Origin of the sequence: Modestobacter muralis (assembly GCF_010682105.1) — a bacterium.
Taxonomy (GTDB): domain Bacteria; phylum Actinomycetota; class Actinomycetes; order Mycobacteriales; family Geodermatophilaceae; genus Modestobacter; species Modestobacter muralis.
On record NZ_JAAGWH010000055.1, the window covers coordinates 36,063 to 50,630 of the forward strand.

The 14,568-nt window shown below is 74.0% G+C and carries 15 protein-coding genes; 5 read left to right on the plus strand and 10 right to left on the minus strand.

Annotated elements, in window-relative coordinates; all coding sequences use genetic code 11:
• Positions 1-8: 8 nt before the first annotated feature.
• The 3 genes from GCU67_RS18295 to GCU67_RS18305 are packed head-to-tail and all read right to left on the minus strand — an operon-like array spanning position 9 to position 5,505.
• On the minus strand, positions 9-380 hold the full coding sequence (locus tag GCU67_RS18295) for a Rieske (2Fe-2S) protein (RefSeq protein ID WP_163612790.1): 372 nt from the start codon (positions 378-380) through the stop codon (positions 9-11).
• Positions 377-2,917 (minus strand): nitrite reductase large subunit NirB, encoded by a 2,541-nt coding sequence (nirB, locus tag GCU67_RS18300; protein ID WP_211661662.1) that lies wholly within the window; start codon positions 2,915-2,917, stop codon positions 377-379. The genes GCU67_RS18295 and nirB overlap by 4 nt, the downstream gene beginning before the upstream one ends.
• Complete coding sequence (locus GCU67_RS18305; RefSeq protein WP_338105138.1) at positions 2,917-5,505, minus strand: molybdopterin oxidoreductase family protein; 2,589 nt, start codon at positions 5,503-5,505, stop codon at positions 2,917-2,919. The genes nirB and GCU67_RS18305 overlap by 1 nt, the downstream gene beginning before the upstream one ends.
• Positions 5,506-5,633: 128 nt before the next feature.
• Between GCU67_RS18305 and GCU67_RS18310 the strand changes: the two genes are divergently transcribed.
• Complete coding sequence (locus GCU67_RS18310) at positions 5,634-6,065, plus strand: hypothetical protein (protein WP_163612791.1); 432 nt, start codon at positions 5,634-5,636, stop codon at positions 6,063-6,065.
• A 4-nt stretch (positions 6,066-6,069) separates the two neighbouring features.
• Here the strand turns inward: GCU67_RS18310 and GCU67_RS18315 are convergent, their stop codons facing one another.
• The 3 genes from GCU67_RS18315 to GCU67_RS18325 are packed head-to-tail and all read right to left on the minus strand — an operon-like array spanning position 6,070 to position 7,121.
• The gene (locus tag GCU67_RS18315; protein WP_163612792.1) at positions 6,070-6,396 is read right to left on the minus strand and encodes an MmcQ/YjbR family DNA-binding protein; all 327 of its coding nucleotides are present in this window, start codon (positions 6,394-6,396) and stop codon (positions 6,070-6,072) included.
• Between the two features lie 26 nt (positions 6,397-6,422).
• Entirely contained in the window at positions 6,423-6,746 is a 324-nt protein-coding gene (locus GCU67_RS18320; RefSeq protein ID WP_163612793.1) for a hypothetical protein, read from the minus strand.
• A gap of 9 nt (positions 6,747-6,755) precedes the next feature.
• Positions 6,756-7,121, minus strand: coding sequence for a hypothetical protein (locus tag GCU67_RS18325; protein ID WP_338105139.1), 366 nt, complete (start codon positions 7,119-7,121; stop codon positions 6,756-6,758).
• Positions 7,122-7,430: 309 nt separating this feature from the next.
• On the opposite strand from GCU67_RS18325, the gene GCU67_RS18330 reads away from it, so the two are divergent.
• A complete protein-coding gene (locus GCU67_RS18330; RefSeq protein ID WP_163612795.1) occupies positions 7,431-7,580 on the plus strand; it encodes a hypothetical protein in 150 nt (49 codons plus the stop codon).
• 15 nt (positions 7,581-7,595) lie between these two features.
• Here GCU67_RS18330 and arfB read toward each other — a convergent pair whose 3' ends face one another.
• Positions 7,596-8,033: an alternative ribosome rescue aminoacyl-tRNA hydrolase ArfB gene (gene arfB, locus GCU67_RS18335; protein ID WP_163612796.1), complete on the minus strand. Its 438-nt coding sequence runs from the start codon at positions 8,031-8,033 to the stop codon at positions 7,596-7,598.
• Between the two features lie 179 nt (positions 8,034-8,212).
• Between arfB and GCU67_RS18340 the strand changes: the two genes are divergently transcribed.
• A complete protein-coding gene (locus GCU67_RS18340; RefSeq protein WP_163612797.1) occupies positions 8,213-9,004 on the plus strand; it encodes a hypothetical protein in 792 nt (263 codons plus the stop codon).
• 37 nt (positions 9,005-9,041) lie between these two features.
• Positions 9,042-9,935 carry a homocysteine S-methyltransferase gene (gene mmuM, locus GCU67_RS18345; protein WP_163612798.1) on the plus strand — a complete coding sequence of 298 codons (894 nt, stop codon included), beginning with the start codon at positions 9,042-9,044 and terminating at the stop codon, positions 9,933-9,935.
• Positions 9,936-9,998: 63 nt separating this feature from the next.
• Here the strand turns inward: mmuM and yidD are convergent, their stop codons facing one another.
• The 3 genes from yidD to GCU67_RS18360 form a co-directional block, all read right to left on the minus strand.
• Positions 9,999-10,487, minus strand: coding sequence for a membrane protein insertion efficiency factor YidD (gene yidD / locus GCU67_RS22095; protein ID WP_163612799.1), 489 nt, complete (start codon positions 10,485-10,487; stop codon positions 9,999-10,001).
• Complete coding sequence (locus tag GCU67_RS18355) at positions 10,487-11,344, minus strand: SDR family oxidoreductase (RefSeq protein ID WP_163612800.1); 858 nt, start codon at positions 11,342-11,344, stop codon at positions 10,487-10,489. The genes yidD and GCU67_RS18355 overlap by 1 nt, the downstream gene beginning before the upstream one ends.
• A 280-nt stretch (positions 11,345-11,624) precedes the next feature.
• A complete protein-coding gene (locus GCU67_RS18360; RefSeq protein ID WP_163612801.1) occupies positions 11,625-11,774 on the minus strand; it encodes a hypothetical protein in 150 nt (49 codons plus the stop codon).
• A gap of 163 nt (positions 11,775-11,937) precedes the next feature.
• Here GCU67_RS18360 and GCU67_RS18365 point away from each other — a divergent pair, with 163 nt between their 5' ends.
• Positions 11,938-14,559, plus strand: coding sequence for a DEAD/DEAH box helicase (locus tag GCU67_RS18365; protein ID WP_246215343.1), 2,622 nt, complete (start codon positions 11,938-11,940; stop codon positions 14,557-14,559).
• Positions 14,560-14,568: the final 9 nt, after the last annotated feature.

The window sequence follows — 14,568 nt, forward strand, 5'->3', positions numbered from 1 at the left end:
ACCGGGCTTCACACGGTGACGACGAGCTGGCCGGACTCCTCGTGGACCGGGTACACGCGCAGCGACGCGGCGCCGCCGGGGCTGGTGCCGTCGGTCCAGCGGAACGTGTAGAGGTGCAACGGGCAGACCAGCACGTCGAGGTCGGTCTGCCCGTCGGCGAGCGGTCCGCCGGCGTGCGGGCAGGCGGCCTGGGTGGCGTGCAGCGAGCCGTCCCGCAGCCGGAACACCGCCACCTGCACGCCGTCGACGACGAAGGCGCGGCCCTCACCGGGCGGCACCTCCTCGACCCGGCCGACGACGTGCGGGGTGCCCGCGCTGACCTCCTGGGTGCCGAACAGGCCCGGTCCGCCGGCCGCGGCCTCGCTCTGCGTGACGCTCATCGGACCGGCACCAGCGGCAGCTCGACCAGCGGCAGGGCGGTGCGGAACTGGCCCGGCGTGGCCGGTGCCTTGCCGTCCTGGCCCCACGGGTCGGTGTAGGCGTCGATCGACTGCTGCATGTTGGCGTCCAGCTCGGCGCAGATGCCCTCGCTGTCCTCCAGCAGCACCGCCTTGATCTTCTCCAGCCCGATCCGGGGCACGAAGTCGTAGGTGCGCTCGAGCCAGTTGGCGTTCTCCCGGTAGTACTGCATGAACCGGCCCGACAGCTCCATCACGGCCTCGGGTGAGTCGACGGTGGCCAGCAGGTCGCCCTTGCGGATGCTGGCCCCGGCGGCGCCGCCGACGTAGACCTCCCACTTGCCGTTCCCGACCGCGACGACGCCGACGTCCTTGACATAGGCCTCGGCGCAGTTCCGTGGGCACCCGACCACGGCCATCTTCATCTTCGCCGGGCTCTCGATGCCCTGGAAGCGGGTCTCCAGGTCGATGCCGAGCTGCGTGGAGTCGCCCAGGCCGAAGCGGCAGAAGTCGCTGCCGACGCAGGTCTTCACGGTGCGGAAGCTCTTGCCGTATGCGTAGCCCGAGGGCATGCCCAGGTCGTTCCACATCGCCGGCAGGTCCTCCTTGCGGACCCCGAGCAGGTCGATCCGCTGGCCACCGGTGATCTTGACCATCGGGACCTCGTACTTCTCGGCCACGTCGGCGATCTTCCGGAGCTGCGCCGGGGTGGTCACCCCGCCCTTGATCTGCGGGACGACGGAGAACGTGCCGTCGCGCTGGATGTTGCCGTGCACGCGGTCGTTGATGAACTTCGCGTCGTTCTCCTGGACGGCGTCCTTGCCCCAGATCATCCGCAGCAGCGACGTCAGGCCCATCTTGGACTTGGCGTCCTCCGCACCCCCGGGGGCCAGCGCCGCGAACACCGCCGAGGGGCTGAGCAGCCCGCGCTCGCGGATGGCGGCCATCAGCTCGGGCTTGGCCATCGGGATGCCGGGGACGTACCAGCTGGCGGCGGGGTCCTCGACGACGTCGCCGTCGGCGGCCCACTCCACGACCTGCTTGACCAGGCCCTTGCACGAGCCGCAGCCCTTGCCCGCGCGGGTCTTGTCCATGACCGCCCCGACGCTGCCGCAGCCACCGGCGACCGCCTCGCAGATCGCGCCCTTGGTGACGCCGTTGCAGTTGCAGACCTGGGAGTCGTGCGGCAGCTCGGCCACGCCCACCTCCGCGGCGCCGTCGGAGAGGTCGACCAGCAGCTTGATCCGCTCCTCCGGCAGCGGGGTGCCGCGGTCGAAGGCCTGGGTCAGGTAGGCGACCTTGCGGGTGTCACCAAGCAGGGTGGCGCCGATGAGCTTGTCGTCCCGGACGACGACGCTCAGGTGCACGCCCCGCTTCGGCTCGGAGATCACCAAGAACTCGTCGCTGTCCCGCTCGGGCCTGCTGATGCCCATGGTGGCCACGTCGACGCCGGCGACCTTGAGCTTCGTCGCCGTCCGGGAGCCGTGGTACTCCGCGTCCGGGTCGGTGCCGGTGAGCAGATCGGCGAGCACCCGGGCCTGCTCCCAGACCGGGGCGACCAGGCCGTAGAGCTCGCCGCGGTGCTGGGCGCACTCCCCCACCGCGTAGACGTCGGGGTCGTCGGTGCGCAGCTGGTCGTCGACGACGACGCCGCGCTCGACCTCGATGCCGCTCATCAGGGCGACCTCGGTGACCGGCCGGATGCCGGCGGCGAGGACGAGCATGTCGGCGTCGATCGCCCGGCCGTCGGCCAGGACGACGCCGCGCACCCGGTCGGGGCCGATGACCTCGGTGGTGCGGGTGGCCAGGTGGACGACGATGCCCAGCGCCTCCACGCTCTTCGCCAGGATCGCCCCGGCCTCCGCGCCGAGCTGCTGGTTCATCAGGTGGGTGCCCGCGTGCACGACCTCGACGGCCAGCCCGTGGCCCTGCAGCGCGCGGGCGGCCTCCAGGCCCAGCAGCCCACCGCCGACGACGACGGCCTTGTCGTGCTCGGCGGCCGCGGCCAGCATCGCGCGGGTGTCGTCGATGGTGCGGAAGCCGAAGACGCCGGGGATGAGCTGCTCCTCGGCCTGGTAGAGCCCGGTCATCGGCGGGACGAAGGAGCGGCTGCCGGTGGCGATGACCAGCTGGTCGTAGGGCGCCGTCGTCCCGTCGGCGGCGTGCACGACCTTGGCGTGGGTGTCGATCCGCACCACCCGGACCCCGGCCCGCAGGACGACGCCGTTGTCGGCGTACCAGTCGTGGCTGTTGAGGACGATGTCGTCCTCGTGCTCCTCGCCGGCCAGCACGTGGCTGAGCATGATCCGGTTGTAGTTGCCGTGCGGCTCCTCGCCGAACACGGTGATCGCGAACTGGTCGCCGCCGCCGCGCTCGAGCACCTCCTCGACCACCCGGGCCCCGGCCATGCCGTTGCCGATGACGACCAGGCGCTGGCGGGTGTCGATCCCGTCGGCCTCGTCCATCGCGAAGTGCAGCGTGCTCACGCCTTCGGGGCGCCCGCCGAGGACAGCTGTCATCAGACCTCCACCAGTCCCAGGTCGACCACGATCTCGCCGGTGACGCCCAGCGGCGCCGCGGCGTGCAGCTCGACGACGGTGCCGCCGTCGAGGTCCTCGACCACGCGCAGCGGCACGTGGCAGTCGCCCTTAGCTCCGATCGGGAACCAGCGCATCGGCTCGCCGTCGCGCACCAGGAGCAGGTAGACCAGCTCGTCGGTGGAGTTGCCGCCGCGGAAGTACAGCGCCTGCGCCGTCCTCCCCTCCGGCACCTGGTAGCGCAACGCCGGGTCGACCGGGCCGGGCTTGCCCAGCCCCTCGCCGGTGATCGGGTAGACGCCGGACAGGAAGCGCGGGGTGCTCTTCACGCTGGTGGTCCTCCTCCGTGACGGGGCGTGCGGGGTGTGGGCCGTGGGTGGGGTGTGGGCGAGGGGCTGCGGCTGGGCGGCCGGCTCGGGGGCCGGGATGCGCTCCTCGGCCACCCCGACGCGGGTGACGGCGACCGCGCAGACCTTGAAGGCCGGCATCCGACTGGTCGGGTCGAGGGCGGGGTCGGTGAGCGCGTTGGCGCTGGCGCCGCCGCCCCAGTGGAACGGGACGAAGACGACGTCGGGCCGGATGGTGTCGGTGACCTGGGCGTGGAAGCGGGCGCGGCCGCGGCGGGTGGCCAGCTCGACCGCGTCGCCCTGCGCGATGCCGAGCGTCCGGGCCAGGTCGGGGTGCAGCTCGGCGCGCGGCGTCGGGGCGATGAGCTGCAGGCTCCTGCTTCGGCGGGTCTGGGTGCCCGACTGGTACTGGGCGAGCACCCGGCCGGTGGTGAGCACGTACGGGTACTGCGCGTCGGGCCGCTCGTGGGCGTCGACGTGCTCGACGCGGTGGAAGCGCGCCCGCCCGTCGGGGGTGGCGAACCGCTCGGTGAACAGCCGCGGCGTGCCCGGGTGCTCGGGGGCTCCGGCCGGCGTCTGCGGACACGGCCAGAAGACGCCGTCCTCGGCGTCGATGCGGTCGTAGCTGATGCCGGAGTAGTCGGCGGCCCCGCCGGCGCTGGCCCGGCCGAGCTCGGCGAACACGGTCCCGGCGTCCCCGCTGAACCCGGCGGCCCCCAGCCGACCGGCCAGCTCGGCCAGGGACTGGAGGTCGTCGCGGACGCCGTCGGGGGCGCTCATCGCCTGGCGGCGGCGGACCACCCGGCCCTCGAGGTTGGTCATCGTGCCCTCTTCCTCCGCCCACATGGCGGACGGGAGGACGACGTCGGCGAGCTCGGCGGTCTCGGAGAGGAAGAAGTCGCTGACGGCGAGGAAGTCCAGGTTCCCGAGCCGGCTGATGACGCGGCGGGCGTCGGGCGCGGAGACGGCGATGTTGGAGGCGAGCACCAGCATCGTGCGCACGCCGCCGTCGGTGCCCAGCGCGTCGAGCATCTCGAAGGCGCTGCGGCCGGGGCCGGGGATCGACTCGGGGTCCACGCCCCAGACGGCGGCGACGTGGGCGCGGGCGGCCGGGTCGGTGATCTTCCGGTAGCCGGGCAGCTGGTCGGCCTTCTGCCCGTGCTCGCGACCGCCCTGCCCGTTGCCCTGGCCGGTGACGGTGCCCCAGCCGCTGCCCTCGCGGCCGGGCAGGCCGAGGGCCAGCGCGAGGTTGATCCAGGCCAGCGCGGTGTCGGTGCCGCTGCGGTGCTGCTCGGCCCCGCGGGCGGACAGGATGATCGCCCGCTTGCCGCGAGCCAGGGCGAAGACGGTGCGGCGCTGCTGGGCGACCGGCACGCCGGTGAGCCGCTCGACCCGGTCGGGCCAGTACCCGGCGACCCCGGCCCGGACGTCGTCGAAGCCGGTGGTGCGTGCGGCGATGTACGCCTCGTCGACCAGCCCCTCGGCCAGCGCGATGTGCAGCAGCCCGTTGGCCAGCGCCAGGTCGGTGCCCGGCAGCGGCTGCAGGTGCAGGCTCGCGTTCTTCGCGGTGTTGGTGCGGCGGGGGTCCACGACGATCAGCTCGGCGCCACGCGCCCGGCCGGCGTCGAAGTACTGCATGGCCGGGGGCATGGTGTCGGCCGGGTTGCTGCCGACCAGCACGACCACGTCGGCCTCGGCGACGTCGGCCAGCGGGAAGGGCATCCCGCGGTCGAGGCCGAGCGCCTTGATCGCGGCGCCCGCTGCGGAGGACATGCAGAACCGGCCGTTGTAGTCGATGGCGCTGGTGCGCAGCGCGACCCGGGCGAACTTGCCGAACTGGTAGGCCTGCTCGTTGGTCAGCCCACCGCCGCCGAAGCAGCCCACGGCGTCCCGGCCGTGCCGGTCCTGGGTGGTGCGGACGGCGGTGACGATGCGGTCGAGGGCGTCGTCCCAGGTGCTCTCCACCAGCGGGCTGGTGCGGTCGCCGGGGACGGCGCGGACCAGCGGGCGGGTGAGCCGTTCGGGGTGGTCGAGGAGCTCGGGGGCCGACCAGCCCTTGGAGCACAGGCCGCCGCGGTTGACCGGGAAGTCCGCGGGCACCAACGTCGCCGGGCGGTCGCCGGCGGTCATCGTGACGCCGCACTGGAGCGAGCAGTACGGGCAGTGGGTGGCGGTGGTGCGCGTACCGGTCGCCGGGTGCGGCAGCGAGACGGCGGTGGACACGAACCGAGACTGCGGTGGCGCGGTTTCCCCGCCGATGCGCCCGCGTCAAGGTCGCGTTCCGTCGGCCTCACACCGAGCCGGTGGTGGCGGTGCGGCCACCGGGCACGTCGTGCTGCCATCCTCGGCCCGTGTTCGACCTGAGCGTGCCGACCACCCGCGATGAACGGCGTTGGGTCCGCCGGACCTGGGCGGCATACCCGTACGCGCTGCGACGTGAGGTGGTGCGCGTTGCGAAGCTCGGCCACCGGCACCCACACGAGCCGGCCGCCTGGGCGGCGGTCGTCTACGCGGCCGCGGTGCTGCGCCCCACGGGTCCGCACTGGTGGCAGAGCCAGCGGGGCGCCCGCTGGGCGTTCCCGCTGGTGCTGGCCGCAGCGGTGCTCCTGGCCGGTGAGGCCGTCTGGTTCATCGCCTCACCGGGACCGTCGACGTTGCTCGACTGGGCCGTGCTCGCGCTCGCCGTGCTGATCGGCCTGTGGGCGGTCTTCGTGCTGGACCTGCGTCGGGAGTGCCGCCTGCTGCTGGCCCCGTTCACCACGACGGTGGGGCCGCCGCGCTGACTGCTCAGCCGGGCAGCTGCCGCCGCAGGGACGCCGGGGCGCGCCGCGACCAGGCCGCGTGCAGCAGCTCGTCGAGCAGGTCGGGGTCGACGACGGTCAGCTCGACGCACACACCGGGGGTGGTCATGCCCCAGGTGAGCAGCGTGACGCCGGGCTGTGCCGCGACCGCCTGGGCCAGCTCCTCGCCGACCAGCACGTTCAGCACGCCGTCCGAGGGCACGGTGGCCAGCACCGTGCCAGCACCGACCCGGAACGAGCGCCGTCCGTGGTGGTCGGCCTCGGTCACCCCGGGCAGGGCGAGCACCGCGGCGACGGCCCGGTCGAGGTCCACAACCGCACGGTAAGGCCGCGCGGCCGTCAGCGGTCGGTCCCGCCCCGGCCGGTCCGAGTGAGCCGCGCGTTGTGCCGCCGGATGACCAGCGCACAGGCGACCACGCCGACGGCGACCGCCGAGCCAGGGACCGCAGCCGCGGCCAGGACGCCCTCGGTGGCCATCCCCACCACCGTCATCAGCAAGCCCGAGCCGACGACGCCGGCCACGGCCGCCCACGGCCCCCCGCCCTCGAACGCCCTCGCCGCGGTGAGCCGTCTTGCGGGCTCCGAGCGGAGCAGCGGCACGATGAACGCGCCGACGAAGAGGAGCAGACCGGCGACGTAGACGAGCCACCAGGTCAGCGTCACGGGCGGAGGCTAGCGACCGGGGCCGCCCGCGTGCCGCCAGAGCGGCCGCGCGGTGACGAGCAGGACCACCGCCAGAGCCGCGATGACCGCGGTACCGACCCGACCGGAAGTCAGGCCCGGGCTCTCGTCGAGCACCAGGTTCGCCCAGGCGTTGGCCGCGGCGTCGGTGACCAGGACGCCCACCGCCAGGACGACGCCGCTCCGCCGAGCGCGGGCGAGCAGGACGGCGGCCAGCGGGTCGAGGACGGTCAGGCCGATGAAGTAGCTCCGCAGCCAGCCCGGCAGGTGCGGGTAGGGCGCGAAGCCGGCGTCCACCAACTGAATCACGTGCACGGCCGTGCCGTACCCGAGCAGGAGCACCGTCGCTGCGGCCACCACCCGAACCCGACGCGGCGCGCCGGTCCACCTGGTCAGCCCGCGCGGCGGCACGGCCGGACCGTACGCACTGCGTCGCTCGGCGGCCAGGTCCTGCGCCGGGCTCGAGCTGGGTCCTGGCTCACGGCTGAGCCGGCGCGGTCGACGGGACCACCACCTCCTCGCTTGTGCTCTGCTCCCTGGGAGGGAGCAGAGCACAAGCGACCAGCACCCGACCTGTGGGCACCCGACCGGACCGCGCACCCACCGGCTGGACGTCCGTGCCGCAGGCCCTGGCGGGGGCGCGGCGGTTGGGCCACGCTCCGGTGCATGGACGAGACGACCGAGCAGCGGCTGGTGCACGTGGCGACGGACCAGTTGCGGGTCCCCTTCTGGGTCGTGCTCGCCGGGGTGGGGGCCGGCGCGGTCTGGGCCCTGGCGGGCGTGCTGGTGGGCTCGTGGCTCACCCGCCGGCGCTGACCCCGCAGTCAGGCCTCAGTCCCAGGAGCCGCGCAGCCGCTTGGTCTGCCCGCGCTCCTTCTTGGCCTTGATCCGGCGCTCCTGCGACCCGCGCGAGGGCTTGGTCTTCCGACGGACCGGCGGCGGCGCGGCGACGGCGGCGCGCAGGACCGCGGCCAGCCGGGCACGGGCGGCCTCCCGGTTGCGCAGCTGCTGCCGGTGCTCGCTCGCCGCGATGGTGAGCAGGCCGTCGACGAGCCGGGGGCCGAGCCGCTCGGTCAGCCGGGCCCGCTGGGTCTCGGTCAGCCCGGCCAGCTCCAGCGGAGCGACCACGAGCTCCACCCGCGAGTCAGCGGTGTTCACGCCCTGCCCGCCGGGCCCGGACGACCGGGAGAACCGCCACGACAGCGCGGACGCCGGGACGACGAGCGACCCGACGACCGGCAGGTCACCGAACGCGTCGTCACCGGCCATGCGCCCATCCTCCCTGGTCACCGTCGGCGTCCACCACCGAGTTCGCGGCCGGGCCGGGGCGGGCCGCGTCACCGGTCCGGGGGACGTCTGCCCACGGCCGGTCACGAGGAGGTCGCCCGGTCGGGTGCACGTCACCCACTCGGCTCGCCGGTGCGGTCACTGCGTGTGACGCTCAGGACGTGACGACCCGGAGCGCGAACCACCTGCAGCTGGTCACCGGCACCGAGTTCGCCGGCAACTCCGTCAGTGCGCAGCCCGACCCCGCGCAGACCGAGGACGACCGGGCCTTCGCCGCCGCCCAGGACGACCGGTTCCGTGACCTGCTGGCCCGCGCCGAGCAGCTGGACGCCGCCACGGCGCCCCGCCCGGTCACCGGCACGCGCGCCGGGCTGGTCGTGCCGCTCATCCTCGGGCTCACCGTCCTGCTGGCCCTGCTCGGCGACCAGCCCTGGCAGCTGCCGCAGCGGGTCGGTGGTGCCGTGGGCGCCGTCCCGCAGTCGCTGGTGACCTTCCTGCTGATCTGCGGCGCGCTGTGCGTCTGGGCCGCCGGCCGCGCGGTGCGCCCGGAGCGCACCTTCGACTCCGCCGGCGCGGTCCGGGTGTGGTGGCTGCTCGTGATCGGCGCGATGGTGGTCTCGCTGACCTCGGCGCTGTCCCTGACCTCCTACGCCGGCACCGGCGAGCGGCCCGGCGGGCTGGCCGTGCGCTGCCTGGTCCCGCTGGTCGCCGCGCTGCTCGCCGGTGCGCTGGCCCACGCCGACGGGCGGGGCGCCCGGATCCGCGCCGCGCTGGGCACCGGGGTGGTCACGGTGCCGATGACCGCGCTCGGGTGGTCGCTGCTGGCCTCCTCCGGCGCCCCGGCCGGCCTCGGCGACGTCCTGGGCATGACACTGCTCTCCGGCGCGGTGCCGCTGGCGCTGGCCGTGGCCTTCGTGGCCGCCGACCACCGGCGGGGCCGCACCCCCCGCTGACGTCACCGGGAGGGCCGCGACCCGGCACCATGGACCGGTGACCAGCCTCGCCGCCGCCCTCGCCGACGGACCCGTCGTGCTCGACGGCGGCCTGTCCACCGAACTGGAGTCCCGGGGGCACGACGTCACGTCGGCGCTGTGGTCGGCCCGGCTGCTGCGCGACGACCCCGGGGCGATCGTCGCCGCGCACGCCGCCTTCGCCGCGGCCGGCGCCCAGGTGGCGACCACGGCCAGCTACCAGGCGACCCTCCCGGGCTTCGCCGCCGCCGGCATCGGCGCCGACGAGGCACGTGCACTGATGGCCCGCTCCGTGGCGCTGGCCCGGGAGGGCGCACCCGAGGGCTGGGTCGCCGGGTCGGTCGGCCCGTACGGGGCGTACCTGGCCGACGGGTCGGAGTACTCCGGGGACTACGTCGACCACGTCCCGGTGGCGGCGCTGCGTGCGTTCCACCGGCCACGGTTGGAGGTGCTCGCCGAGGCCGGCGCCGACGTGCTGGCCTGCGAGACGCTGCCCGCGGCCGCCGAGGTCGAGGCGCTGCTGCACGAGGTCACCGCCCTCGACGTCCCGGTGTGGCTCTCGGTCTCCGCGGTCACCGGACCGGACGGGGCCGTCCGCACCCGCCGGGGCGAGCTCGTCGCCGACGTCCTCGGGATGGCGCGCGGGGTCGCGCAGGTGGTGGCCGTGGGCGTCAACTGCACCGATCCGGCCACGGTGGTCCCGGCCGTCGTGGCGGCGCAGGCGGCCAGCGGGAAGCCGGTCGTGGCCTACCCGAACAGCGGCGAGAGCTGGGACGCCGTCGCCCGCCGCTGGACCGGCACGACCGGGGTCGGGGACGTCCGGGCCTGGGTGACCGCCGGCGCGCGGCTGGTCGGCGGCTGCTGCCGGGTGCGACCGGACGACGTCCGCGCGATCGCCGACGCCGTCCGGTGACCCGGCCCCGCTGCCGCGTCCCGTCACCGGCTCGCGAGTGGTGGGGGGCAGCGGGGTCCTCCCTCAGGCGGGGACCGGGTCCTCGCCCCGCCGGCCGCCGGGCCGGCAGCGCACCAGCCGCCGCGCGGTGAGCCAGCTGCCGCGCAGCGCCCCGTGCCGCTCGACCGCCTCGATCGCATACGCCGAGCAGGTCGGCGTGAAGTGGCAACAGGCACCGCGGCGCGGGCTGACCTCCCGCTGGTAGACCCGCACCGCCGCGATCAGCCGGTCAGCTGTCCGGCCGCCCGGGCTCTCCGATCGGACCCTGCGCAGGGTCGTGGGCGCCACCAGCAGGAGGTCCATCCCGCAGCCGAGGGCCTGGGCCAGACAGCAACCGGTGTTGAGGAAGAACAGGTTGCGCAGGCACGAGTCGTTGCGCCCGTACGCCGGGCCGTACCCGCCGTACCCGGGCGGCGGACCGTAGCCGGGGCCGTACCCGCGGCCGTAGCCGGGACGGCGGAAGCCACGTCGGCGACGCGGCCCCCCGCCGCCCCAGCCCCAGACGAAGACCATCAGAGGATCGGCTTCCCGCCGGTGACCGCGAGGCGGGCACCGGAGATGTAGCTGCCCTCGTCACTGGCCAGCAGGACGTACGCCGGCGCCAGCTCGGCCGGCTGCGCGGCGCGGCCCAGCGGCACCTCGGAGCCGAAGCTGGCCACCTGCTCGGGGGGCATGGTCGCCGGGATGAGCGGGGTCCACACCGGCCCCGGGGCCACGCTGTTGGCCCGGATGCCCTTGTCGCCGTACATCTGCGCCAGGCTGGCGGTGAAGTTGGCGATGCCGGCCTTCGTCATGGCGTAGGGCGCCAGGTTGGGCTTGGGCATGTCGGAGTTCACCGACGAGGAGTTCACGATCGCCGAGCCCGGCCCCATGTGCGGGATGGCGTCCTTGCACAGGATGAACATCGCGGTGAGGTTCGTGGCCACGGTGTGGTCCCACTCGTCGTCGCTGATCTCGTCCAGCGTCTCGTGGCTCATCTGGAACGCGGCGTTGTTGACCAGGATGTCGATCCCGCCGAGCTCCTCGACCGCCTTGGGGATGATCGTCTTGGCGTGCGCCCGGTCGGACAGGTCGCCGGGGACCAGGACGCACCTGCGGCCGGCCTGCTCGACGTACTTCGCGGTGTCCTGCGCGTCCTCGTGCTCGTTGAGGTAGGAGATGAGCACGTCGGCGCCCTCGCGGGCGAAGGCGATCGCGACGGCGCGGCCGATGCCGCTGTCACCGCCGGTGATGACGGCCCGCTTGCCGGTGAGCTTCCCCGAGCCGACGTAGCTCTCCTCGCCGTGGTCGGGCGTGGGGGTCATCTCGGCGAGGACGCCGGGCGGGGTCTGCTGCTGCTCGGGCTGGGACTCGGGGCGCGGTGACGACATGGTGGTCCTCCTGCGGTTCACGGACGGCGGCACTCCCGCGCTCTGCTCACGCGGCCGGCTGATCCTGCGGCCGGCCCGGTACCGCGTCGTGTCCCGCCTACCCGAGCCCGGACTCGGCGAACCCGCGCACGCGCCGGCGGGTGCCCGCACCGTCGACGTGACCCCGGACCGCCAGCGACCCGGGAGGTGGCGAGGAGGCACGTGTCGCGCGCCTCGCCTCCTCCCGGGTCGCCGGTCGGTCTCCTGCTCGCCCCACCGGCAGCCGGTGGGACGTCGTCGTTCAGGCCGCGCGGGACGCGGCCACGCGCGCAGTGCTGCGCATCGGGACGACGGCACCGACGGGCTGCTCCCAGCGCATCTCGAGACGACGCCGTCCGGCACCGTCGACGACGGCCACCCAGTGCAGCTCCGGGCACAGGTTCTCACGCATGACATCCACCTCTCGTTAACCTTCCGTTCACCTAATGTCCCACTGTTCGCCTCTTCATGCACGCAGCGACCCACCGAGACCGGTTCGTGACCCGAACGGGTGACCCGGCTGGGCCCGGCCCGGCGCGGGAACGTCTGCGGCATCGGGCACGCTGATGGGCACGATGACGCTCTCCCCCGCCGGTACCGACTCGACCCCGGCCGACTCCCCCGCCTCCGCGCTGCCCTCGTCCGGCGCGGTTCCGCTGATCGCCGACCCTGACGACCTGTCCGACCTGCTGGCCCTGGGCAGCGACCCGGACGCCGTCTTCGCCCGGTTCGCCGAGTGGGCCGAGGCCTCGGGCACGGTGCTCTACCCGGCGCAGGAGGAGGCGCTGATCGAGCTGGTCAGCGGGGCGAACGTCGTCCTCGCCACCCCGACCGGCTCGGGCAAGTCACTGGTGGCCACCGGCGCGCAGTACGCGGCGCTGGCGACCGACCGGGTCAGCTTCTACACCGCACCGATCAAGGCGCTGGTCAGCGAGAAGTTCTTCGCCCTGTGCGGGGTCTTCGGCGCGGCCAACGTCGGCATGCTCACCGGTGACGCCAGCGTCAACGCCGACGCCCCGATCATCGCCTGCACCGCCGAGGTGCTGGCCAACATCGCGCTGCGCGAGGGCCCGGACGCCGACATCGGCCTGGTCGTGATGGACGAGTTCCACTTCTACGGCGACCCCGACCGCGGCTGGGCCTGGCAGGTGCCCCTGATCGAGCTGCCCAACGCCCAGTTCCTCTTGATGAGCGCCACGCTCGGCGACGTCACCACGCTGCGCGAGGACCTCACCCGGCGCACCGGCCGGCCCACCGCGCTGGTCGCCAACGCCGAGCGCCCGGTGCCGCTGTCGCACTACTACGCGACCACCCCGATGCACGAGACGATCGACGAACTGCTGTCGACGAAGCAGGCGCCGGTCTACGTCGTCCACTTCACGCAGGCCTCCGCACTGGAGCGCGCGCAGGCGCTGATGAGCGTCAACGTCTCCACCAAGGAGGAGAAGGCCGCGATCGCCGACATGATCGGCGGCTTCCGGTTCTCCTCGGCGTTCGGGACGACGCTGTCGCGACTGGTGCGCCACGGCATCGGCGTGCACCACGCCGGCATGCTGCCGAAGTACCGGCGGCTGATCGAGCAGCTGGCCCAGGCCGGGCTGCTCAAGGTCATCTGCGGCACCGACACCCTGGGCGTGGGCATCAACGTGCCGATCCGCACCGTGGTGTTCTCCGCGCTCAGCAAGTACGACGGCACCCGCACCCGGCTGCTCAACGCCCGCGAGTTCCACCAGATCGCCGGCCGCGCCGGGCGCGCGGGCTACGACACCGCCGGCACCGTCGTCGTCCAGGCGCCCGAGCACGAGGTGGAGAACCTCAAGCAGTTCGCCAAGGTCGCCGACGACCCGAAGAAGCGCCGCAAGCTGGTGCGCCGCAAGGCCCCCGAGGGCATGGTGCCGTGGAGCGAGGCCACCCAGCAGCGGCTGATCAACGCCGACCCCGAGCCGCTGACCAGCCACTTCAAGGTGTCCACCGGGATGCTGCTCAACGTGCTGGCCCGCCCCGGCGACCCGTTCGCGGCGATGCGGCACCTGCTCACCGACAACCACGAGCCCCGCTCCCGGCAGCGCAAGCACATCCGGGAGGCGATCGGCATCGCCCGCGGCCTGCTGCAGGCCGGCGTCATCGAGCGGCTCGCCGTCCCCGAGCCCGACGGCCGCCGCTACCGGCTCACGGTGAGCCTGCCGCCGGACTTCGCGCTCAACCAGCCGTTGTCGACCTTCGCGCTGGCCGCGATCGGGCTGCTGGACCCGGGCCCGGACGAGAACGGCGTCGACACCTACGCCCTGGACGTCGTCTCGGTCATCGAGGCCACGCTGGACGACCCGCGGCAGATCATCGCCGCCCAGCTGAACAAGGCCAAGGGCGCCGCGGTCGCGCAGATGAAGGCCGAGGGCATCGAGTACGACGAGCGCATGGAGCTGCTGGAGGAGATCACCTACCCCAAGCCGCTGGAGGAGCTGCTCGAGTACGCGTTCGAGACCTACCGGACCTCCAACCCGTGGGTCGCCGACGCTCAGCTCTCACCCAAGTCCGTGGTGCGGGACATGTGGGAGCAGGCGATGACCTTCCGCGAGCTGGTGAACACCTACCAGCTCACCCGCTCCGAGGGCGCGGTGCTGCGGTACCTGTCGGATGCGTTCAAGGCGCTGCGCTCCGGTGTCCCGGCCGACGCCCGCACCGAGGAGGTCACCGACATCGTCGAGTGGCTCGGCGAGCTGGTGCGCCAGGTCGACTCCTCGCTGCTGGACGAGTGGGAGGAGCTGACCAACCCCTCCGGTCCGCTCGACGCCCCGGTGTCGGTGCCGGCCCGGCCGCGCCCGCTCACCGGCAACGAGCGCGCGTTCACCGCGATGGTGCGCAACGCGCTGTTCCGCCGCGTCGACCTCATCGCCCGCCGCCGCTGGTACGACCTCGGCCAGCTCGACGCCGCCTCCGGCTGGGACGCCGACCGGTGGGGTGAGGTCGTGCAGGCCTACTTCGCCGAGCACGGCGAGCTCAACACCGGCGGCGACGCCCGCGGCCCCGCGCTGCTCATCGTCGACAAGTCCGACCCGCGGCTGTGGCAGGTGCGGCAGGTCCTCGACGACCCGGCCGGCGACCACGACTGGGGCGTCGACGCCGAGATCGACCTGGACGCCTCCGACGAGGAGGGCGTGCTGGTGATGCGCCTCGTGGACGCCGGCCGCAAGGACTGATGAAGGACC